At 48.4% G+C, this 24,528-nt stretch carries 6 protein-coding genes; all 6 read left to right on the top strand.

The window, feature by feature from the left end:
• The first annotated feature begins 879 nt into the window (after window positions 1-879).
• The 6 genes from ACMXI2_RS17435 (at window position 880) to ACMXI2_RS17410 (ending at window position 24,523) form a co-directional block, all read left to right on the top strand.
• Window positions 880-15,465 (top strand): DUF7507 domain-containing protein, encoded by a 14,586-nt coding sequence (locus ACMXI2_RS17435; RefSeq protein ID WP_483777366.1) that lies wholly within the window; start codon window positions 880-882, stop codon window positions 15,463-15,465.
• Between the two features lie 25 nt (window positions 15,466-15,490).
• The gene (locus tag ACMXI2_RS17430) at window positions 15,491-16,507 is read left to right on the top strand and encodes a PorP/SprF family type IX secretion system membrane protein (protein WP_483777365.1); all 1,017 of its coding nucleotides are present in this window, start codon (window positions 15,491-15,493) and stop codon (window positions 16,505-16,507) included.
• A 35-nt stretch (window positions 16,508-16,542) separates the two neighbouring features.
• On the top strand, window positions 16,543-18,177 hold the full coding sequence (locus tag ACMXI2_RS17425; protein ID WP_483777364.1) for a hypothetical protein: 1,635 nt from the start codon (window positions 16,543-16,545) through the stop codon (window positions 18,175-18,177).
• 709 nt (window positions 18,178-18,886) lie between these two features.
• Window positions 18,887-22,303, top strand: a complete 3,417-nt coding sequence (locus ACMXI2_RS17420) for a TonB-dependent receptor (RefSeq protein WP_483777363.1) — start codon at window positions 18,887-18,889, stop codon at window positions 22,301-22,303.
• Window positions 22,304-22,315: 12 nt separating this feature from the next.
• The gene (locus ACMXI2_RS17415) at window positions 22,316-23,929 is read left to right on the top strand and encodes a RagB/SusD family nutrient uptake outer membrane protein (protein WP_483777362.1); all 1,614 of its coding nucleotides are present in this window, start codon (window positions 22,316-22,318) and stop codon (window positions 23,927-23,929) included.
• A complete protein-coding gene (locus tag ACMXI2_RS17410) occupies window positions 23,930-24,523 on the top strand; it encodes an RNA polymerase sigma factor (protein ID WP_483777361.1) in 594 nt (197 codons plus the stop codon).
• The last annotated feature ends 5 nt before the right edge of the window (window positions 24,524-24,528 follow it).

Below are 24,528 nucleotides of genomic sequence, written 5' to 3'. Positions count from 1 at the left end.
CAGCTATCACAAATTAATTATACTTTTAGCATACAACACCCTGCCACAATGCTCCGCCAGATCCCCTGCAAAATCAGGGTACAATCTGGACTTGCCATATTTGGGCAATTCGTCTCCTGAAAAAAAATATATTTTGTCGTGATTTTTTAATCGTTTAGACGTTCCCGTAGGAACAGGGAAAATAGTCATACGAAAAGCAAAACAGCTTGCAGTATAGGTGTGTTTGCTCGTGTAAGAATAATAATTTTATGCTGTTTTTTTAAATAACATAGCAAATTATTGCTATAATCTATAGCCGTATATATCACTTTGATACTAAGTTGCTAATTTTGTCGAAACACTACAAGCAGTATGAGCTGTAAGAAAAATTGCTGAGATAATGCAGCTGCCTTGGGACGCCTTTCAATATTTTTCAGGGGATTTTTAAACAAAACGTTGTGGCTTAACTGGACTGCTGTTTTTTTGTTTTAAATCCAATATATAATCTGTATTAGTTTTTGCACAGCTATTTAGCCAGTTTGATTGTGATAGATAATAAGACGTAACACCCATCAATATTTATACCGTACTATAATATGGACATTAATCCTTAACTATATATCTCCAAAACAACCAAACACCACATGGGCCTGGAAGAGTCCCAGGCCGTCAGCCAGATCAAATGATATAACCATTAGTAACCATCTTAATTTATCACTCATGACTGTATCACTAATGAAATTTACCCGTTGGCCCGGCTTGCCGGATAACGAGCATATTACTTTCTCCATGCGTAGCATCGAAACCTGTTCAATAAGGTGCCTTAATATCGGAGCTATGGCTGCTTAATTTTTTGCCGAACTATTGTTTAATAAAAACTGCTGTTATTAAATCAGGTGTATGAGTAAAAGTTCTACGCTTAGGAATCCTTATGTCTATTATCGTGTTAGACCCATGTGGCAATATTGTAAGAAAAACATATCGAGATACCTGGTAATTCTATCGGGAATAATATTGTTTTGTATCAGTAGTGCGCAAAGCGTATATGCGCAGGGATATGGCGTTTCTTATTCCTATAGTACCACGAATATTGTACGTATAGACAACGCTACAGGGGTCCTTACTCCTATCTATACCTTTGCGCCAGGCACCGTCAGTGCAGCTTCGGCGTTGGCAGTGGATCTGAATGGAGACATCTACTTTACAGATAACCAGGTGACCGGAGCCAGGTTGCTAAAGTTTGTACCTAACCCGCCGCCGGCTACGGGTGGAACACTTTCAACAGTGGGAACTATAAGCGCTACATTTAATGATGCAAACAATGTAGTAAGAAATCTGGTGCTCGGAAAGCTGGCTTTTACTACATCCGGCTCGCTTTTCACAATTTCGAACTATAATGGTACGAGCTTGCCTGGTAGGCCGTACATGGTCAACATCAATAAAGCAACGGCGGCAGTGGTTTCAACCAATATGATACCTGCTCCTGCCGGTGTTACCGACCTTCCGGTGGGAGGGGGAGATATTGATTTCAGCCCAGCGGGGAGATTGTTTGTAAGCGGAACAATATCAAATATACCTTCTATCTGGGAAATTTCACCTGCTACAGGTAATATATTGGGGTACAAATCGGTGCCGGTGGTCTCACCGGCCTCGTACACCAACTTCTCGGGGATAGGATTTGATTTACAGGGTAATGTGCTTGCCACAGCTAGCAGCAGCAGTTATATTGTAAAAATAAACGCGGGTGAATTTTCCGGAACCACTTCCTGGTCCGGTAATAGTAGTATTCCGGCTTCATCTGTTACGGTGCTGAATGGCCCGCTTTCTATCAGTTATGGGGACCTTGGCTCCAATTCATTTAAGATCGCCGGGCGTGTATTTGAAGACGTTAACTATGGGGGTGGTGCAGGCAGGATATTTGGTACCGCAGGAACCGTTGGGATTCCTAATGCCAGGGTGGAAGTATATAACGCCGCGGGTAACATGGAGAGCTTTACCAACACGCTGGCTGATGGTACCTACGCCTTAGGTGTAAGCGGAAATGGCGTTTTTTACATCAGAATTGTAAATAATACCGTGAAGTCTACCCGGCCAGGCAGTAACGGAACAGAGTTGGGAGTGCAAACATTCAGATCTGAAAGGGTGGTAACATCTACCCAGAATAATGTAGTGGATGAAGTGGGTGGTAGAAACCCGGCTACAGCAGATCCGGGTACAGGAACGATCGGCACTACTACTTTGAATACAAGCACTTTTGTACTGAGTGGGGGCGTAAGCGGGGCTGCCCAATCTATATCGCAGGCTACCATTGGGACTTCCAGTATCACCGGGATTGATTTTGGTTTCAACTTCTCTACTATCGTTAATACGAATAATACCGGGCAAGGTTCGTTACAGCAATTTATCAGTAACAGCAATATATTAACCAATACAGGGTTGAGCCAGGCTGCTAACAGTATCTTTACACCTGCGCCTGGTGTGGAAACCAGTATTTTCATGATTCCGGATGGTAACGCGCACCCCGGGATTAACAAGCCTAATCAGTTAACGGCTGCCGGAGGTGGCGCCACTGCAATTATTAACCTTACCACCTTATTGCCCGCTGTTACAGACGCTAACACCAGTATTGATGGCCGTACCCAAACTGCTAATATCGGTAACACACAACCAGGTGTGGCGGGGAACCCGGGAACTAAGGTGGGAGTTGACCAGATATCGTTGCCTGGAGTACAGCAGCCAGAGGTGGAAATACGTTGGAATGGCGCCGCTGGTACTGCTACAAGCGGGTTGAATTTGAGCGGCAATAATGAGATTGTCCGAAATATCGCCATCAACCGGTTTGGTAACAATACCAATGCAGGAGCCAATATCCTTAGTACTGGTAACAATAACCTGATCACCGAGAATATTATCGGAGGCGCAGCTGTTTCAACCAATACAGAAGTTGCCGGAAGCGATCCGGGCACCAATATTTCTATTAGTGGAAACGCCGGGAATATCACCAATAATTATATTATTCGTGCCGACTTTGAGGGTATCCGGCAAAGGGCAGCAATCAATGGTCTCACTATTTCCGGTAATGAAATATTGAATAATGGAAACGGAGCACCGGCTTCGGTACAACCTTCCGGTATCGGTATTGAAATGACCAGCGGAACGGTATCAACTGATCTTCAGGGTCTCAGTATTACCGGCAACAGTGTACAAAGTAGCCTGAATGAAGGGCTGAAAGTGGCTATAGGCGCCGGTACTACAGTAACTAATAATACTTTTTCCGGAAATGGAGCTGCAGGTACAATTGCAACGGAAAAAGATAATATCCAGTTTAATAATACCACGAACAGTGTCATTACTAAGAATATTGTTACCGCTGGTGGAGCCTCCGGCATTGTAATAGGAGGTAATGCTACCGCTCTGGGCAATAAAATAATGCAGAACAGTACTTATGCCAATGTAGGTCTTGGAATTGATTTGCGGCCTGCAGGTAGTGCTCCGGATATTGTTACCCCCAATGGAAGCTCCACTACAGGTCCTAATGCGTTGCTTAATTTTCCGGTCGTTACCGGCGCGGTAATTATTGGAAATAGCCTGGTAATAAAAGGTTATTCCACCCCGGGAGCCACTATTGAGCTGTTTCTGGCCGACAGGGATGCCAGCTTTACTCCTACACCTCCATTAAGCCCCAATCCGCTGCCAGCCGCATTTACCAACCTCCTGGGATTTGGTGAAGGGCGCAGGTATCTGGCCACATTTCAGGAAGGAGGAACGGTAGTGGGTATTACAGATCAGGATGCTGCTACCGGCACGTATATGGATGACGGTAGTGGTACAATAGGAGCTCGTACTGCTAACCGGTTTCAATTTACTATTCCATTGTCAACCCTTAGTGGGGTGGCACAGGGTAGTTTGTTGACGGCAACAGCCACCGATGCCGGTAATAATACCTCGGAATTTAATGGCATAGTAGCCGTAGCTGATGCAGATTTAGGAGATGCACCGAATAGCTACGTCACTTTATCTACATCTAATGGGCCAGCACATCTTGTTAACCCCAGATTGAAAATAGGGGCTACAGTTGCAGGTAAACCGGAGGCGCTTGCGGTAGCTGCCGGCGCTGACGCGAATGTTCCCAATGGTGATCCGAATGACGATGGCCTGACGGCGCCATTACCTGTACTTACAGCTGCGACAACCACTTATACACTTACTTTTCCTGTTACCAATACTACCGGTGCGGTGGCCAACCTGGAAGGGTGGATCGACTTTAACCGTAATGGTACTTTTGATCCGGGAGAAGCAACTGGCACTACGGTCGCCAACAATGAAATCACTGCCACACTTACCTGGAATAATGTTAATACCTTAATCACAGGAGCAGGGATTACATATGTGCGTTTCCGTTTGACCACCGATCCGTTGACAGCAACAAGTACTGTTGGTGCTGCGATGGATGGGGAAGTGGAAGACTATAGCCTGATCATACAACCGGCCTATGATTTGTCTATCACTAAAACGGCTAATCCCAATCCGGTTATTGCCGGTCAGTCACTGACCTATACGCTTACCGTTACCAATAACGGGCCTTTTGCTATGAGGGCGCAGGATAGCATTACGGTTACAGATAACCTGCCTGTCGGGTATACAGCTAATAGTTATACTGCATCTGCAGGTACCTATACCAGCGGCAATAGCATCTGGACAGGACTGACCCTTGCATCCGGTCAGAACGCCACTATCACTATTGCAGGTACCGTAGCGGCTAATGCTACCGGTAGCCTGAATAATACCGCTATTGTAACTAATCCGCCAACTGTTACGGACCCGAACTTATCAAATGATACGGCCCGTCAAACGACCACTATTAACCGTGTGCTTGATTATGGGCTAACTAAGACAGCGAGCCCAAAACCAGTAGTAGCAGGTCAGGCACTGACTTATACCATTACGTTAACGAATAATGGCCCGAGCAGCATGCTGCCGGGGGATACATTGAAGCTCGCGGAAAACCTGCCATCCGGCTTTACCGCTAATAACTACGCTCCATCCGCAGGTACTTATAACAGTGCTACCGGGACATGGACCGGCTTGTCGCTGGCCACCGGTGGCTCCGCTACACTGACTATTACAGGTACGGTCAGCAACAGTTATACCGGCACCAGTTTGATTAACAGTGTGACGCTGATCCCGCCGACAGGTACCACCGATCCAACGCCACCTACAGCTAAAGACACGACACCGGTAAGCCGTGTCATGGACCTTAACCTGGCCAAAACGGCGACTCCAAAACCAGCCGTAGCCGGCCAGGCATTGACTTATACCATCACGCTGACCAATAATGGCCCTGCTAAGTTGTTACCGGCCGATATTGTAACGGTAACGGATAATTTACCAGCCGGATTTACCGCCAGCAGCTATATGCCATCTGCGGGTAGCTATACCAGTGGAACTGGTGCCTGGACAGGGTTAACGCTGGATACCGGTCAAAGCGCCACGCTGACGGTTGCGGGCACTGTGAGCGCAAGTGCAAGTGGAGCACTGATAAATACGGTTACGGCTACGCCACCTCCGGGCACTACCGATCCAACGCCGCCAACAGCTAAGGATACCACCCAGATCAGTCGTAAAGCAGATCTGGCTATCACTAAAACAGCTAATCCGAATCCGGTTATTGCCGGTCAGTCACTGACTTATACGCTTACCATTACCAATAACGGTCCATCTGTTATAAATGCATCGGATAGCATCACCGTAACAGATAACCTACCTACCGGTTATACCGCTAATAGCTATACGCCATCAGCGGGTACTTATACCAGCAGCAATGGTATCTGGACAGGCCTGACCCTTGCATCCGGTCAGAGCGCCACTATCACTATTGCAGGTACCGTAGCGGCTAATGCTACCGGTAGGCTGAACAATACCGCTATTGTAACCACCCCGCCAACGATTAGCGATCCAAACTTATTGAATGATACGGCACATCAAACAACCACGATTAACCGTGTGATTGATTACGGGCTGACTAAGACGTCGAGTCCCAAACCAGTGGTAGTGGGCCAGACGCTGACTTATACCATTACCTTAACTAATAGTGGTCCGAGCAGTATGCTGCCCGGCGATACATTGACGCTTACAGATAATTTGCCATCCGGCTTTACGGCTAATAACTACGCTCCATCTGCCGGTACTTATAACATTGCTACCGGAGCGTGGACCGGCTTGTCGCTGGCCGCTGGCGGCTCTGCTACGCTGACTATTACTGGCACCGTCAGCAATAGTTATACCGGCACCAGCCTGATTAACACTGTGACGCTGACACCACCGACTGGTATCACCGATCCAACGCCACCTACAGCAAAAGACACTACACTGGTAAGCCGTGTTATGGACCTGAATCTGGCCAAAACGGCGACTCCAAAACCAGCTGTAGCCGGCCAGGCGCTGACTTATACGATTACGTTGACCAACAATGGCCCTGCTATATTATTACCAGCCGATGTTGTAACGGTAACGGATAACTTACCAGCCGGATTTACCGCCAGCAGCTATGCACCATCTGTAGGTACCTATACCAGTGGAAGCGGGGCGTGGACAGGGTTGACATTGGCCTCCGGTCAAAGTGCCACCCTGACGATTGCCGGTACCGTGAGTGCGGGCGTAAGTGGAACAGCATTGATAAATGCTGTTACGGCTACGCCACCTCCGGGCACCACCGATCCAACGCCGCCAACAGCTAAGGATACCACCCTGATCAGTCGTGTTGCAGATCTGTCTATTACCAAAACAGATGGTTCGGCTACGTATACCCCGGGAACAAACGTGGTGTATACAATCGTTGTGAGCAATAATGGTCCTTCAGCTGTAACCGGGGCAACTGTTAGTGACACGTTACCTGCTGGCATCACTACGGCAACATGGAGCGCAAGCACGCTTAATGGGGCAACGGTGCCGGCGCCCAATGGTACAGGCGCTATTAATCAACTGGTAAATATACCTGCTGGTGGAAGCATAACTTATATGCTTACATTAAAAGTGCCGGCAGGATTTACCGGTAATCTTTCAAATACCGCTGCTGTTACGCCGCCCACTGGCTATACAGATAACAATCCTACTAATAATACCGCTACTGATACGGATACCTATAGTCCGCAATTCAATCTTAAAGCAACAAAAACAGGTACGCCAGATGCTCCGGCAGGAACAGCTATCAGCTATACTATTACCTATGTTAATAGCGGACCGTCTGATGCCATTGGTGTAATATTGAAAGACACCATTTCTACACAGATCGCCGATGCTACCTGGACAGCCAGCGTACAGGGAACTGCCACAGTAAGCGCTGCCAGTGGAAGTGGCAATATTAATCTTACAGGTAATCTTCCTGCAGGTAGTGGAAATACTATTACTATTACAGTTAATGGAACTATTAAATCTTCCGCTACCGGCACTATTTTAAATACTGCAAGTGTTACGCCTCCAGGAAGTACTACACCAATACCATCTAATACGGTTAGTACAACTGTTAAAAACCAGACAGGTGTTAATATTGTGAAAACCGGTCCGGCAAGTGGAACCGTATCTGCAGGCGATACTATCATGTATACCATACAGGTAACAAATGCCGGTCCAAGTGATGCTCCGAATACCAATATCCAGGATAACATTCCGGCAACGCTAACAGGCGTGAGCTGGACAGCTACTGCTACCGGTACAGCCAGCATTATCGGCGGAAGCCCGTTGAATGGTACCGGTAATATCAATATTGCAACCAGCTTACCTGCTGGCAGCGGTAATGGAGTTACTATTGCTATCAGGGGAAGAATACCATCCGCTACACCTGCCGGTACTATTACTAACAGCGCCACTGCTACACCAGCCGGTGGTACGCCTGTAAGCAGCCAGGTAACTACCAATATTACCAATGATCCGGCACTGGTAATTATCAAGAATGGTCCTGCAACACTTAATGCCGGAGATAGCATTACTTATACGGTAGAAGTGATAAATAATGGCTCTTCTGATGCCGCCGGTGCTGTAATAACAGATAATATTCCGGCTCAGATACAGGGAGCCAGGTGGACGGCTATCGCAACAGGTGCAGCTGCCGTAACAGCCGGTAGCACCGGTACATCAGGTAATGTGAGTGTCACTGCCAATATACCTGCCGGTGCTGGAAACAAGATCACTATAGTTGTAACAGGCAAAGTAGATCCTGCCATTACAGGCACATTAACCAATACTGCTACCGTGACACCCGCCGGTAAACCTTCACAGCCGTCAAATACGGTAACTACTGTTGTTAGCAGGAAGACTTCACTGCAATTGACAAAGAGTGGTCCGGCCACACTTAGTGCGGGACAGAACATCACTTATACTCTGGTACTGACCAATGCTGGTCCGAGTGATGTAACAGGTGTACAGATAACAGATGCGCTGGATAGCCATATCCTGAATCCTGTTATCAGCGCTTCCTCTGCGTCCGGAAAGGCCAGCATTGCCAACGCAACGATCAGCAACGATACATTGTCAGTTACCGGTAACATAGCCGGAGGTGCAGGAAACAGTATCACTATTATGGTGAGTGGTAAGATAGATCCGGCCTTTGCGGGTAGTATCACCAATACAGCTACTGCTGAACAACCGGATGGTCCTACTGTACCAAGCCAACCTGTTACTACGGTAGTTGCTAATACTCCAGATGTAACAATCAGTAAAAGCGGACCATCATCTGCAAGTGGGGGTAACGGCATTGCCTATACGATTGTTGTGGGTAATAACGGGCCCTCAGATGCAGTGGGAGTAGTGGTTACAGATTCCATACCATCTGGTATTTTAGGAGCAAAATGGACAGTTGCCACCAGCGGTAACGGCACTACATCCAATATACAGTCAGGTAGCGGAAATGTGAATATTACCGGTAATATCCCGGCGGGCGCTGCTAATAAAATCACCATTACCGTTACAGGAATAGTAGATCCTGCGTTTAGCGGTAGTATTGTTAATAAAGCTGCTGCTACGCTTCCTGGTAAACCGCCAGTTACTACTAATATCACCACCAACATTACCAACGATCCCAATGTGCAGATCACCAAGAGCGGTCCGCCTACCCTGAGCGCAGGGCAGAATATCACTTATACCATTACCGTTACCAACAATGGACCATCGGATGCCGTTGGCGCAATGATTGCGGATGTTATTCCTGCCGGTATACTGAATCCAACATGGAGCACTGTTACTGCGGGAACTGGTACAACCGTAAATACTGTTAATGGTGCCGGAAATGTTAACATTACCGGGAATATACCCGCCGGTGCCGGAAATAGTATAACCATTACTGTTAAAGGACAAGTAGATCCGGCATATACCGGAGCCGCGCTGAGTAACTTCTCGCAGATAACAGTACCCGGTAAACCAACAGCATCAAGTGATACAGTTACTACAACTATAACCAACGACCCTGTTTTGCATATTGTTAAAACAGGGCCGGATAAGACCAGTGCCGGAACGCAGATCACTTATCAGTTACTGGTAACCAACACCGGACCATCTGATGCTACCGGCGTCGTCATTACAGACGTTCTTCCTTTAAACCTCTTGTATGCCACGTGGACAGCGACAGTCAACGGTACAGGCACCAGTGTCAGCGCGTCTGCCGGAACCGGTAATATCAACATCACCGGCAACATTCCTGCGGGAGCTGCTAATAATATCAGTATCACTATTCATGGTACGGTGGATTCGTCTTTCTCTGGAACACTCACCAATACAGCAACGGCCGGCATAACCGGTAAAACACCGGCATCGGCTTCTAAGGCAACAGATGTTACCAATGATCCTGATGTGGCAATAGTGAAGAGCGGACCGGCTATTATCTCAGCAGGACAGCCTGTTGTATATACACTCGACGTTACCAACAGCGGGCCGTCCAATGCCACTAATGTTGCCATCAGCGATAATTTACCAGCCGGTTTACAGCAGGTTTCGTGGACAGCGGCTGTTACAGGGGCAGGTACTACCGTAAGCGCTGCTTCCGGAAATGGCAATATTGCGGTAACGGGTAATATACCTGCCGGTGCTGCCAATAAAATTACATTTACTATAAGCGCTGTAGTTGATCCAGCTTATATATCGGCATCCATTGCAAATAGCGCTACTGCTACAGTACCGGGCAAAACACCATCTGTTAGCACCGTTACTACGCAGGTGAATAACATAACCGACCTCAATATTGTAAAGAGCGGTCCTCAGCAGGTGACTGCCGGTCAGAATGTGACTTATACCATTGTAGTTACCAATGCAGGCCCGGCTAACGCTGTAGGCAGTCATATTGCTGATATAATTCCTGCAGGTTTGCAAAATGTCACCTGGACTGCCACCGCTGACGGAACTGGCACTTCTGTAAGTGCTGCCACCGGAACCGGTAATGTGGATATCACCGCCAGTATACCGGCAGGCACGGGAAACAATGTTACTATTGTTGTAAACGGTAAAGTAGATCCTGCTACAACAGTGACAACGCTGAAAAATACAGCTACCGCCACACCTCCGCCGGGCGCCACTGATCCAACACCTGCCACCAGCACGGTAACTACTTCTGTAGACAGGAAAGCTGACCTGGTTATTATTAAGACAGGCCCGGCTGATAAGGCTGCTGGTCAGCCAATCAGTTACCAGCTGCTTATTACCAATAACGGCCCTTCAGATGTGCCGGGAGCCGTAATACAGGATGCAATACCAGCCCAGATAACCAATATCACGTTTACAGCTACTGCGAGTGGTACAGCCCAGGTGCTTACTACCGGTCTTGCCGGTAATAACCTGACTGTTACAGGTAATCTTCCGGCTGGTGCGGGTAATAGTATAACGGTAAATATTAATGGCGTTGTAAATGCAGGCGCTACGCCGGGTACCATCAGTAATACAGCTACTGTAATACCGCCCGCAGGTATTACAGAAACAGTACCGGGAACCAATACCAGCACTATTAATACGAACATCAATACAGATGTAGGACTACAGATCAGTAAGAGTGGCCCTGCAGAAGCTAATGTGGGGGATAAGATTGTGTATAAGGTGACTGTTAGCAACACCGGCACTTCCAATATTACATCTGTAAATATTACAGATCTGGTGCCGGCGGTGATCACTGATGTGACATGGACAGCCACTGCTACTGGTAATGGTGGTACTACTGTGAGTGCAACAAGCGGAAGTGGTAATAATATTAATCTGCAGGCTGCGATCGAAGGTACTACGGATGGTCCGGGCCAGATACTGATTACCATTGCCGGCACTATCTCTCCGGCAGCTGGTTCTTCTATTACAAATACAGCAACGGCTACATCAGGATCTATTAAAACAAGTTCATTTACTACATCTGTCAACGAGTCAACTGATCTTAATATTATCAAAACAGGTCCGGCCAATATCAATGCAGGACAACAGATCAGCTATACCTTTGAAGTAACGAACGCTGGTCCTGCTGATGTTACCGGTGCCGCCATTGCAGATAATATACCGGCAAATATCAGTAATGTGAACTGGAATGCTGCCGTATCCGGCGGAGCCACGGTAAATACGGCATCCGGCACGGGCAGTACCATCAATATTACTGCTGGTATACCAGCAGGTACAGGTAAAGTAGTTGTTACAGTGATTGGTACGGTAGATGCTGCATTTACCGGTACATTGACCAATACAGCCACCGCTACACCGCCGGCAGGAGTTGTTGATCCTACCCCGGCTACCAGTACGGTATCTACAATTGTCAATAATCAAACCGGGTTGCAGGTAATTAAGAGCGGTCCTGCTGCTGTTGCGGCGGGCAACCAGATAACATACAGTATCACGGTGATCAATAACGGTCCTTCAGATGCCACGAACCTGAGCATTGATGATGTAGTGCCCGCTGCTGTGCAGAATGTAAGCTGGACAGCTACTTCAGCTGGCAGTGGAGCCGTGCTGACCGGTGGCGCCGGCAGTGGTAATACTGTTCATATTACAGGTAACCTGCCGGCCGGAACGGATAACAAGATTGTGATCAGCGTGACCGGTACCTTGAACCCTTCATTCAGTGGCACGCTGGTGAATACAGCTACGGCTACGCCAAATGGAGGCGCTACAGTTACCGGACCGCCGGTAAACACCAACGTGGTGAACCAGGCAGCATTACAGATTACCAAGAGCGGCCCGGCTACTGTTTTCGCAGGTGCGCCGGTTATCTACACCATAGATATTGTTAACAACGGGCCTTCCGATGCCGGCAATATCAGCATCACTGACGTTGTGCCTTCACAGATAAAACAAGTAACATGGACAGCTATAGCTACAGGTGCCGGTACCAGTGTGAGCCAAAATAGTGGTACAGGTAATAACATCAGTTTAACCGGAAATATAAAGGCGGGTACTGGTAACAAGATCAGTATTACTGTTACAGGTATCGTTGCTTCCTCTTCCACAGGAGTAATAACCAATACGGCTTCAGCTATATTGCCGGGTGGAACGCCTGCTAGCAGTTCTGTAAATACAACCATCAGTAATAAACAGGGATTGAGTGTGGTTAAGAACGGACCGTCAGGTGTGATTGCAGGACAAGCCATTGTTTACACTGTTGTGGTCACGAATGCAGGTCCGTCTGATGCCATCAATACAAATATCACTGATCTGGTGCCTGTACAGGTACAAAATGTCACCTGGACCGCGGTGGCAACGGGTACTAATACTACCATTACCGGCAGCAACAGCGGCAGTGGTAATGATATACAACTACAGGCTAATATCCCTGCCGGCGCCGGAAATGAAATAACTATTACCATCAATGGCGTAGTTGATCCAACGTTTACAGGCGCTATTACAAATACAGCCACTGCTGTACCTCCAGGTGGAGCACCGGTTAACAGTACACCTGTAATAACCCAGGTTACCAATCATCCAGAACTGCATATCACTAAAGCTGCTCCATCTGCTGCCCAGGCCGGGGATGCTGTAACATATGTTGTAACAGTGACGAACGCCGGGCCAAGTGAAGCAACAGGTGCAGTGATTACTGATAATGTGCCGGCAGGTATTAATGACGTCACCTGGACAGCGACGGCCTCCGGAAATGCTACAGTTACTGCGGGCGCTGCTGGTTCAGGTACGGCGGTAATGGTAACAGGTAATATAGCGGCAGGTGCAGGTAATGAAATCGTTGTGACCGTTCATGGAAAACTGGATCCGAATTTCAGCGGCAAGGTGAAGAACGTGGCTAAAGTATCTGCTCCTGGTAATCCACAGATAACTACAGATACAACAGTGACGAATGTGCAACGTAAAGCCAATGTACTGATAGCCAAGAGTGGACCGGCCCAACTGGCGGCAGGCAGTGATATCACCTACACCGTAGATGTAACCAATAATGGTCCATCTGATCTTGATACCTTGATAGTCACTGATGTTGTACCATCGCTCATTACCGTTAAAAGCTGGCAGGCGGTGCGTGTATCCGGTAACGTTATATTTACCGGTCCGGCCAATGGTACGGGTAATAATATCAGCATAGAGGCGGCCGCCACCAGTGGTAGTCAGTTGCGTATCACTATTACCGGAACTTTACAGCAAACCACTGCAACTACTGTTACCAATACGGCCCATATAAAAGTGCCATCTACAGTGGTGACAACTACGCCTGATAGCAGTATGGTGATAACGAAGATTGTACAGCAGCCAGGCGTAACCCTGCAGAAAACAGGACCGACCATTGTCCGCACAGGCGACCAGGTGATATACCAGATTACAGCCGGGAATAGTGGCCCGAGTGATGCCACAGCTGTTGTTATCATTGATACGGTGCCTGTTGCATTGAAAAATGTTAGCTGGACAACTTCCGTTGTTGGCAGCGGTAACGTTACAGCCGGCAACAGTGGCGCCGGTAATAATATCAGCGTAACCGCCAATATTGGCGCGGGTACCGGCAATCGCATCCTGATAACAGTGACCGGAACAGTTCCTGCCGACTATGGCGGACAACTGGTAAATACCGCTACAGCTAACGTTCCTGGTCAACCGGCAGTTGTTACACCGCCTGTTATAACAACGGTAAGTAAAGTAGCAGACCTGCAAATTACCAAAACAGGACCGGCTACACTAGTGCAGGGAAGCGCTATCAGCTATGTGGTAATAATAACCAATGCCGGTCCGTCTGGTGTAAGCGGCGCTACCTTCAGCGATGCAGTGCCTGCAGGCGTGACAGGAGTAACTGCCACAGTTCAAAGCCAGTCAAACGGCGCGGCAGGTACTGTGGTCAGTGCAAGCGGTAATAATGTGACCGGCACGATTGCTATGTTGCCTGCCAACGGCAGCGTGAGTATCCTTATCTCTGGTACGGCGGCCACCATCGGTGCATTGAGTAATACAGCCACCTTGACTCCTCCTTCAGGAGTGACAGATAATGTACCGGACAATAATACTACGCCTCCGGTTATCACAACAGTGGTAGCAAAACCCCAGCTGCATATCACTAAAACAGTAACGCCAGGACCATACAAAGCAGGCGATAAGGTAACGTATACATTGACCGCTAGTAACGGTGGTGCTGTTACTGTTAAAGATGTGGTAGTAACGGATGTGCTTACAGGTGATCACCTGCCAACACCGGTGTTTGGCAAGCCAGGTCTTGGAACAGTAAGTTATAACGCTGCATCACATACAGCCACCTGGTCAATAGATTCATTAACGGGCGGACAAAGCACCACCCTCACATACGAGATGGTATTGCTTGATCAGGGAGCCATCGGCAATACTGCTATCATTACCGGGCCGCCTGCAACGTCGATACCGGACACTGCTAAGGTGGATATCAATTCAGTGAGATCGGCCGACCTGGTAGTCAATAAGACAGTAGTTACGCCACAGCCGTATGTTATTGCAAAACGTATCGGATATAAGATCGAAGTAAGTAATCATGGGCCAAATGCCGCCACTGGTGTTGTTGTTACTGATGTGCTGCCAGTTGCATTGGGAGTGCCTGTCGATATAGTAGTAACGAAAGGAGAGGTGCACTATGACCCGGCAAGTCGCAGTATTATATGGACCATCGGGGATGTGAGCACCACAGATGCGCTTACACTGACTTATACCGTGCAGATAATAAGCGGCGGTAGTATCCAGAATACGGCAACTATACAGGGCAACGAAAATGATCCGGCGCCAGGTTCCAATACATCGGTAGTAACGATAACTGCAAGTGATGAAATATTTATTCCAAATGTTATTACCCCGAATGGAGATGGTAAGAACGATCGCTTTGTGATCCTGGGATTAGGCAAATATCCTGGTAGCGGTTTGTTCATTTATAACAGGTGGGGTAATATGGTATACCAGAGCAAGGACTATGATAACAAATGGGATGGAAATGGTTTGAATGAGGGCACCTACTACTATATATTGAAACTGAGAACACCGGAAGGAGAACGTGTATATAAAGGCTGGATAGAATTATTGAGATAATTACGTAAACGAAAAAAGAATTGTTATGTATAATATATCAAGATGGAACCGGGTGTTGTTAAAGTGTATAGGAGGATTAATGCTTTTTCCTGCTTTGGCAAGAGGGCAACAGAATCTGCAGTTTAGTCAATATGTGTTTAACATGTTGAGTGTAAATCCTGCTTACGCGGGCTATAAGGAAGATCTCTATCTGAATACTATTTACAGAAAGCAATGGGTTGGCTTTCCCGGGGCGCCGGTCACTGCAGCTGTTTCGCTGGATGGAGTAGTTAAATCAAAAGACGAAAGAGTGGGGTTAGGGCTGCAGGTAACATACGATAAGCTGGGGCCGCAGGATGCTACTGCATTTTACGGAATGTATTCTTACCGTATTCCGTTGGATGAAGATGGTACCAGGCGTTTATGTTTTGGCATAGGCGCGGGGGCTACACAGTATTCTATCGATGGAACTACGCTGCAATTCAACGATGACGGAGATCCCGCCATCCCGGCTGCCAGGGTGTCAACGCTTATTCCGGATGCGCGCTTCGGGATTTATTATTTTACCCCCAGGTTTTATGCGAGTGCATCAGTCATGGACCTGTTTTCATTGTATACGGACCCTACCCGGTATTATTGGAAAGGGTATCAATACAAAACGATCCGCAAAACACAACACCTGTATCTTACAACAGGAACAGTGTTTGATCTGGGGGAGGGCTTCAAACTCAAACCTTCAATTTTGATAAAGGAGGATTTCAAAGGCCCTACTAATGTGGATCTGACGGCATTTTTACTGATCGCAGAAAAACTGTGGGTAGGAGGCTCTTACAGAACAGGTGTGCGTTTGTGGAACAAGTCAAATCTGCCTTCATACCTTGACCCGCTCGATGCTGCCAGCGCGGTGGTTGAATTTTATGCTAACGACCGGTTCCGGATTGGGTATGCCTATGATCTTACGATCAGTAAGCTGGCTTCTGCCCAGAGCGGGTCACATGAAATATCCCTGGGTATTACCTTCCCTGGGAAAAGAACACGTATACTCAGTCCAAGATATTTCTGATCACCATGAAAGCTTTTCACTTAGTTAATAACCACATGATGAAAACGGTTGGGATTATATTTTGCTGTTTGCTGGCCCAGTGTGTATGCGCCCAGGAACAAAGATCTGTAGCGCAACAGGCAACCATATATTACCTGCAGCAAGATTATGCAAAAGCAGCTAATCTCTATAAGAGAATGGCAAAAAAGAAGAAGGTCAGTATAAAAAACCTGGAGCGTTTGGCTGATTGTTACCGGCAAATAAATGACTATGCCAATGCAGCCGAGTGGTACGGAAAATTGGTAGCAATGCCGGGTGCTGACCCCGTCGATGAATTGTATTATGGAGATATGCTGAAAAGCCTAGGCAAATATGATGCTGCCAAAACAGTCTTTCAGCAATATGCCCGGAAGACCAACCAGGTCCACCAGGTAGAAAATAAGATTGCCGGTTGTGATGCCGCTGTTCAATGGATGCAGCAACCAACCAGGGATGATATCCGGAATATGGCCAGGCTCAATACAGCAAAGTCTGACTGGGGCGCTACCTGGTACCCCAATGGTATTGTATTTATGTCAGATTCCTTGTTTCGGAATCAACTGGCTCCCGGCAGTAAGGTGAATAAGAACAACTATGGCCGTACAAATGACCCCTATTATAAATTGTATCTCGCAGATGGCAGTAAGTATGGAAATGTTTACCTGAGCGATCTTTCTTCCGTGTTTAACCAGTACCGGTACCACGTTGGCCCTGTAGCATTTGATAATGGATACCAGACGGCCTGGTTTACTGTAACAGAACCAGATCGCCGCATTGCTACAGTGAAGGAAAGAATAGAAAAGGTGACGATATCGGGTAACAGACGTTTGGAATTGTATATCAGTAAGAAAGATAGTAACGGGAAATGGGCACAGCCAACGGCATTTGCCTATAATAAGCCAGGCGAATATTCAGTGGGGCATGCTGCTTTAAGCAAAGATGGCAACATCTTGTATTTTGCCTCAGACATGCCCGGTGGACAAGGGGCCACCGATATCTGGTATAGTGAACGACAGGCAGATGGTTCCTGGGGAACGCCACGGAATTGCGGCCCAACCATTAACACAACAGATGAAGAAGAATTTCCTACTATAGGAGCTGATGGAAATCTCTATTATTCAAGCAAAGGCTTTGTTGGTATGGGCGGTTTCGATATCTTCAAATCTAATGGCAGCAAGGCACAGTGGACAACTCCGGAAAACATGCGATATCCTGTGAACACGTCCGGAGACGATTTTTATTTTGTGAGCCGGGAAGATGGAAGCGGATACCTTTCCTCCAACAGAGTTGGTGGGAAGGGCGACGATGATATTTACAGCTGGCATGCTCCGCAAAGAATGGATATAATACCCCTGGCGCGACCGGCCTTGGAGATTCCTTTTGAAGGTACGGTATGCCCGCGATATTACGATGCCTGCATATACCTGTACAACCGGCAGCGTAACATTGGCTGGTGCTTCATAGCAACCCCCGGAAGGACCATTGCCATGATGCTGGAGAAGGAAACAGATTATGTTATCCGTATTACGCCTGCCGGCAATCAGCCTAAGGACAGCATCGAGTTTAATACACGCGGTCTTAAGGGGCATGATGTTTTGAAGAAAGAGATTTGTCCTGAGAATAAAATAAAGAAGGGACGGTTTTTACACTGAAGAGCTTTTTACTATGTCCATGATAAATCAACTATCCGTCCGGGTGCAGCGTTAGTTCATCGACGGTAGTTACTGTAGAAAATGCAAGTCCTGAAAAAGCCATGTTATCATTAACACTAATATGGCTTTTTTTAGGACCTAGCGGCAATTAAGATAAATACCCATGCCTCGCGTTTAATTTGACCTACATGAGCTGAGGGAATTTTCGCCGTTTTAATACATATCTGCTCTGCGACAAGCTTCGCTTTATTGACTTGACCACTACTTCGGTAAAAGTGGAATAAACCATTTAGTGGCATGAACAATTTAGGAACCATGTATGTAGCCTTAATATAGTACTTCTCAGCGAGTACATTTTCTTTTAAAACGGTATAATTATATGCCAACCGGCTATATAACTCCACGCTATTCGCCCCGTTATTAGACAATATCGGATATATTCGCTTATACGATTCTAATGAATCGCCTTCCTGAATCAGTATATTTTCTTTCGCTTTAGACCAGATGATAATTGCGTATATTTTTCTGGCAGCAAATACTATAGCCGCCCCTCACCCCTGGTTGGAATAGCTGCATTGTATTTGTCTGCGTTATGCCAATCAATAACCGCCTGAATAAGTACAACTATTTGAATTTAGGGGAAAAAGGCTTATTTTTTTGGGGGGACCTGCGTTTTTCTGCATCACACATCAAAGTCGTTTTTTACGTTATGAAAAATATCCCCCACCGGCTCAGTATCCGCAGGTTGAAATTAATTGTTCTTTGCATGCTGGGTGTCTGTGCCGTTACTGCTACGGCCCTGGCACAAAAGGTATTAACTAACCCGGTCACGCTTACGCTCAGGGACATCCCTTTACGCGAAGCGCTGGACAGTATTGGCAAAGTAGCCGGGGTAAAGTTTGCCTACGGCCAGGATATCCGCAACCTGTCAAGGCGCATCAGTCTCAGTTGCGTGGGAGAGCGCCTGGAAGCTGTACTGGACAAAGTGCTTGCGGGTAACCAGCTGTCCTATAAGCTGGTGAACAGGATGGTGGTGATCAAGAATGTCCAGCCGCCCGCCGCGCCAGCGCTTCAGACGCCGGCCAATGCAGGACCGGCGCCGGGGACAGTCAGAGGGATGATCAGAGATGAAACGGGAACGCCCGTACCGGGAGCTACCGTTTTCATCAAAGGAACGTCTAAAGGCGCTGTCACAGATTCTAAGGGCGCTTTTGAGCTGAAGCAGGTGGACAGGGGCGCCGTACTGAATGTAAGCTATACTGGCTATGCCCCCCTGAGCATCCAGCTGGACGGGAACAGTCCCCCGGTATTAAATATTGTGTTGTCGCAGCGGTCCAGGACCGCTTTGGACGAGGTGGTGGTAGTAGGGTACGGCACGCAGAAAAAGGCGAACCTCACCGGCGCCGTATCGCAGATTGAAAGCAGGATGATAGAGAACCGGCCGGTCACCAATGCCCTGGCGGCTTTGCAGGGTGCGGCAACCGGTATTACGGTGACCAGGAATACCGGGCAGCCGGGCCTGGAAGGTTACAGCGTCCAGGTACGGGGCCTTACTTCCGTGAATGGCAGCAGCGCATTGATCATTGTGGATGGAGCGCCGGGCGATCTGGCGAATATCAACCCCGCGGACATTGAGTCTGTCAGTATCCTGAAAGATGCGGCAGCCTCCGCAATTTACGGGGCAAGGGCCGCCGGCGGGGTGCTCATCGTCACCACTAAAAAAGGCCGCCAGGGCGGAAAAGCTATTATTGAATACAGCGGCCTGTATGGCCTGCAAAAGCCCATCCACCTGCCCAAACGGCTGCATTCCTGGGAAGAGGCAAAGATGATGAACGAGGCTTTTACCAACGCCGGGCAGGCCGCCTACTGGACGGACCAAGACATAGCGCTGATGAAGGACCCCAATGTAAACTACCTGGTAGACTCCACCAATACGGACAATTATAAATACTATTATGATTTTGACCAGATACCCTATATCACAAGAAAGCTGACGCCCTCGCAGAACCATAATATCTCCATGAGAGGCGGCGGGGAAAAGGACCAGTATTTCCTTTCCCTGGGCTATTACAGGCAGCAGGGATTGTTCAAAGTAGGCGCAGACAGGGCCAACCGGATCAATGCCCGGTTGAACTACAGTCGTGATTTTACTGATAAGCTGACCCTGGATGCCCGTGTGGCCTATGCACAGAATAATACATACACGCCGGGGCAGGAAGTGAATAGTGACTATGGTCTGCTATACAATATGTACCAGATCAGGACCACCTATCCCATATTCCTGCCGGAAAGCAATAATACCAAATATGCCAACGGCGGTTCCAATACATATGCGCTGCTGAAGGATGGGGGCTGGAAGGATGAAAGGGACGATAACTTCTCCGCCGTTGTATCGCTAAAATACAGGGAGCTGGTAAAAGGCCTGACCTTAAGGGCGGTGTACAGCCCGCGGTATATAGGCATGCAGGCGCAGCGGATCAACAGGACAGTGCCTATGTATAATATCAGAGGCATTGTGGCTTACCTGAACAATCCAAACTCGCTCACCAAGGCCCGCGCCTCCACCACTACCAATAACATCCAGCTGCTGGCGGATTATGATCATTCCATTGGTAAACATACTTTCCATGCGCTGGCAGGTTACGCGTTTGAAGATTACCGCTATGATTATTCGGACGCTACTGCCAAAGCGCTATCCTCCAATGACCTGTTTGCGTTGAACCTGGGTGATCCGCAGCAGGCCGTCAATTCAGATAATATTAACACCTGGGCGCTGCTGTCATATTTCGGGAGATTGAACTACAGTTTTGACGAGCGTTTCCTCCTGGAGTTTAACCTTCGCCGGGATGGCAGCTCCAAGCTGGCGCCCGTGAACCGCTGGCAGACGTTCCCTTCTGTGTCCGCGGGCTGGCGTATGAGCAATGAACAATGGTTCCATGGTATGTTCCCCTTTTTTGATGAGTTCAAACTGAGAGGCTCCTGGGGACAGCTGGGTAATTCAGACGGCGTGATAGGCAGCTATGATTATATAGCGCTGCTGAGTAAAGGCGGCGTTTATCCATTTAATAATACCCGGAACAGTTCCTATTACCAGGCAACGCTGGCATCGCCGGACAAGACCTGGGAAACGGTGGAGACCAGCAATGCCGGTTTGGACATGACTTTCCTGGATCACCGGCTGACTGTTACGGGAGACTATTTTATAAAGCGCAACAAAAGTATGCTGGTGCAGCTGACCGTTCCTTCCTTCCTGGGCATTAATACATCCAGCTACAATGTGGCTGATATGAAATCCTGGGGATGGGAGATCAGCATTGGCTGGAAAAGCACGCTTTCATCTGGGTTTAACTACTGGATCAACGCTAACATTTCAGATTACAAGAACAAGATACTGAAATACGGCGGGCAAACCTCCGTGGCGGCAGGTCTGAATAAGGTAAGCGAAGGTATGCCTTACAACTCCATCTACGGCTATATCAGCGAAGGCTATTTCCAGAGCCAGCAGGAAGTGCAGGGCCATGCATTCCAGGACAACAGAACCGGCGCCGGAGATCTGAAATACAGGGATATCAACAGTGATAAAGTGATCAGCGCCGGCCTGGGAAGGGTAACGGACCACGGGGACCTGGTGTACCTGGGCAATACCATGCCGCGTTATAACTATGGATTTGATTTCGGCTTTAACTGGAAAGGCTTTGATCTTTCCGCGTTCTTCCAGGGCATCGGCAAGCGGAACATATTGTTGAATCCCGCAGCTATTGCGCCTTTCCTGTCCGCCTGGAGATCGCCGCTGGACATTACCACTGATTACTGGACGCCGGATAACCCGGACGCCAGGTTCCCGCGTTTATACCTGGGCGGCACACAGAATACAGTGGCATCGTCAAAGTGGATCATGAACGGCGCTTACCTGCGGCTAAAGAACCTGCAGATCGGTTATACGCTGCCTGCCAGCCTGACCGGCAGGGCTAAGATCAGTAGAGCCAGGATCTTCCTGTCAGGACAGGACCTCTGGGAGGTTACAAAGATGTGGATCAAATATTACGATCCCGAGGTGCCCAACAATGCCAGTTTCCAGTATCCATTCTTCAGGACCTATTCCTGCGGTATCAATCTTACTTTATAATATTTCACGTATATGCGTTTCAGTTACATATTTATTTTATGCATCTTTTACGGTTGTGCCAAAGATCTGGACAAATACCCTGAGACCGGTATCTCTGACGCTTCCTATTGGAAAACAGCTGCTGACCTGCAGAATGCCTGCAACTACCTTTACCTGTCATTGAAAGGTGTAGGCGCCATGGCGGAGGCCAACAGGTCCAATGACAATTACGGCAGCACGCCCAACAGCATCAGCGACGGTTCCCGCCTGGCCGGTTCCACCAGCTGGGGAGATAAGTATGACCTGATCAGGAGCTGCAACAATATCCTGGAGAAATCAGCAGGGGTGAATGCAGACGCTGCCACCATTGACCGCTACAGGGGAGAGGCGCATTTCTTCAGGGCCATGGCCTACTTTAACCTGGTGAAATGTTTCGGGGATGTACCCCTGATCCTGCGCACCTTTGACGTGTTTGATACGCTGATGCAGGCGCACCGCAGTCCCAGGGAGCAGGTGATAGATTCTGCTTATGCAGACCTGGATTTTGCCATCGCCAAACTGCCCGGGGCCTCCGCCATGCCGGCGGCGGAATACGGCAGGATCTCCCAGGGCGCGGCATTGGCGCTGAAAGCCCAGCTGGCGCTCTTTGAAGGCGCCTGGAACAAGTTCCACAATGCAGGGGATGCGGAGAAGCATCTTAAAATAGCAATAGCCGCTTCAGACGACATTATCAACTCCGGCGATTACAGCCTTTTCACCTATGGCGCCAATAAGGACAGCAGTTATTATTACCTGTTCCAGTATGCGGCAGAAGGGCCGGCCAATAAGGAGAACATACTGGTACGGCTATACGGGCAGAATATCACCAATGATATTGCATCCCACAACCAGAGCAGGAGCCTGGAGAACGGGCAGGTTACGCCTACGCGGGACCTGATGGATGCATACCTGTATGCGGATGGTCTGCCAGGGGACAGGTCACCTTTATATAAAGATCCGGTGAACACATTGACGGAATTTGAGAACAGGGACCCGCGGATGGGAATGACGGTGTTCAACAGGAGTGTGTGGTTCATCAGCAATAATTATGTGCCCACGTTCTCCCTGGCGCCTACCGGCTACAAGATCCGTAAATACTTTATTACGGCGGATTGGGGACCCAGCAAGAGCTACGTGGATTATATGATCATCCGCTATGCGGAAATACTGCTGATCAATGCAGAAGCAAAGTATGAGCTGAACGGCAGCATTTCCGATGCGGACCTGGACAGGACCGTCAACCTGCTGCGCGCCCGCGTAAAGATGCCCGCGCTCACCAACGCCTTTGTAACGGCCAAAGGCCTGGACATGCGGGAAGAGATCAGGCGGGAACGCAGGATAGAGCTGGCGGCGGAAAGCGATTTCCGGTACTGGGACCTGATCCGTTGGAAAACGGCGGAAACGGAGCTGCCAAAGCCTGTCCTGGGCGCCAGGTATTTCCCGAAGGAGCAGTCCGGCATCACCAATCCCAGGCTTACAACAGACAGCGTGGTGATAGTACAGGATGCCTCAAAGAGGAAATTTGATCCCAAAAGGGATTATCTTTGGCCCATACCATTGACAGACCTGGGCCTGGACCTTAACCTTACCCAAAATGAAGGCTGGTAAATGATGTACAACGATGCATTCCATATAACGGACGGGGAGCTGCTGGAGCGCATGCGGCAGGACGATCAACGGGCCTTTGAGCAGATATACCACAGGTATGCTTCACCGCTGTACGCTTCCGCGTATAACCTTTTACGTAATAAGGAGGTATGCGAGGACCTGGTGCAGGAACTGTTCATTAATTTCTGGTCCAAGCGGCACTCGCTACGCATACATTCCCTGCAGGCCTACCTGTACAAGTCCGTGCGTAACAGTGTGCTGATGTATGTCAGATCAGCCAGAACATACCTGGATATGGCGGCCATAGAGAACAACATAGTAATGCTCTATTCACCGGAGGGCCGGCTCCTGGAAAAGGAAGTAGGCGTTGTGCTTCAGCGGAGCATGGAACAGCTGCCGGGCAAGTGCCGGGAAATATTTTACCTCAGCCGCAAGCAGCAATTATCCAATAAAGAGATAGCCGCATTGCTGCATATTTCCCCGAAAACAGTGGAAAACCAGATCACCATTGCCCTGCGGAGAATAAAGGGAGTGTTGCGGGAAATGCTGATCCTGCTGTGCATACTTTCCCTGTTTCACTTTGGGGGAGCATGATGTTT

The sequence above is a fragment of the Chitinophaga sp. G7 BAM 1005 genome, assembly GCF_057126945.1.
This window is presented reverse-complemented; position numbering and strand designations above follow the sequence as displayed.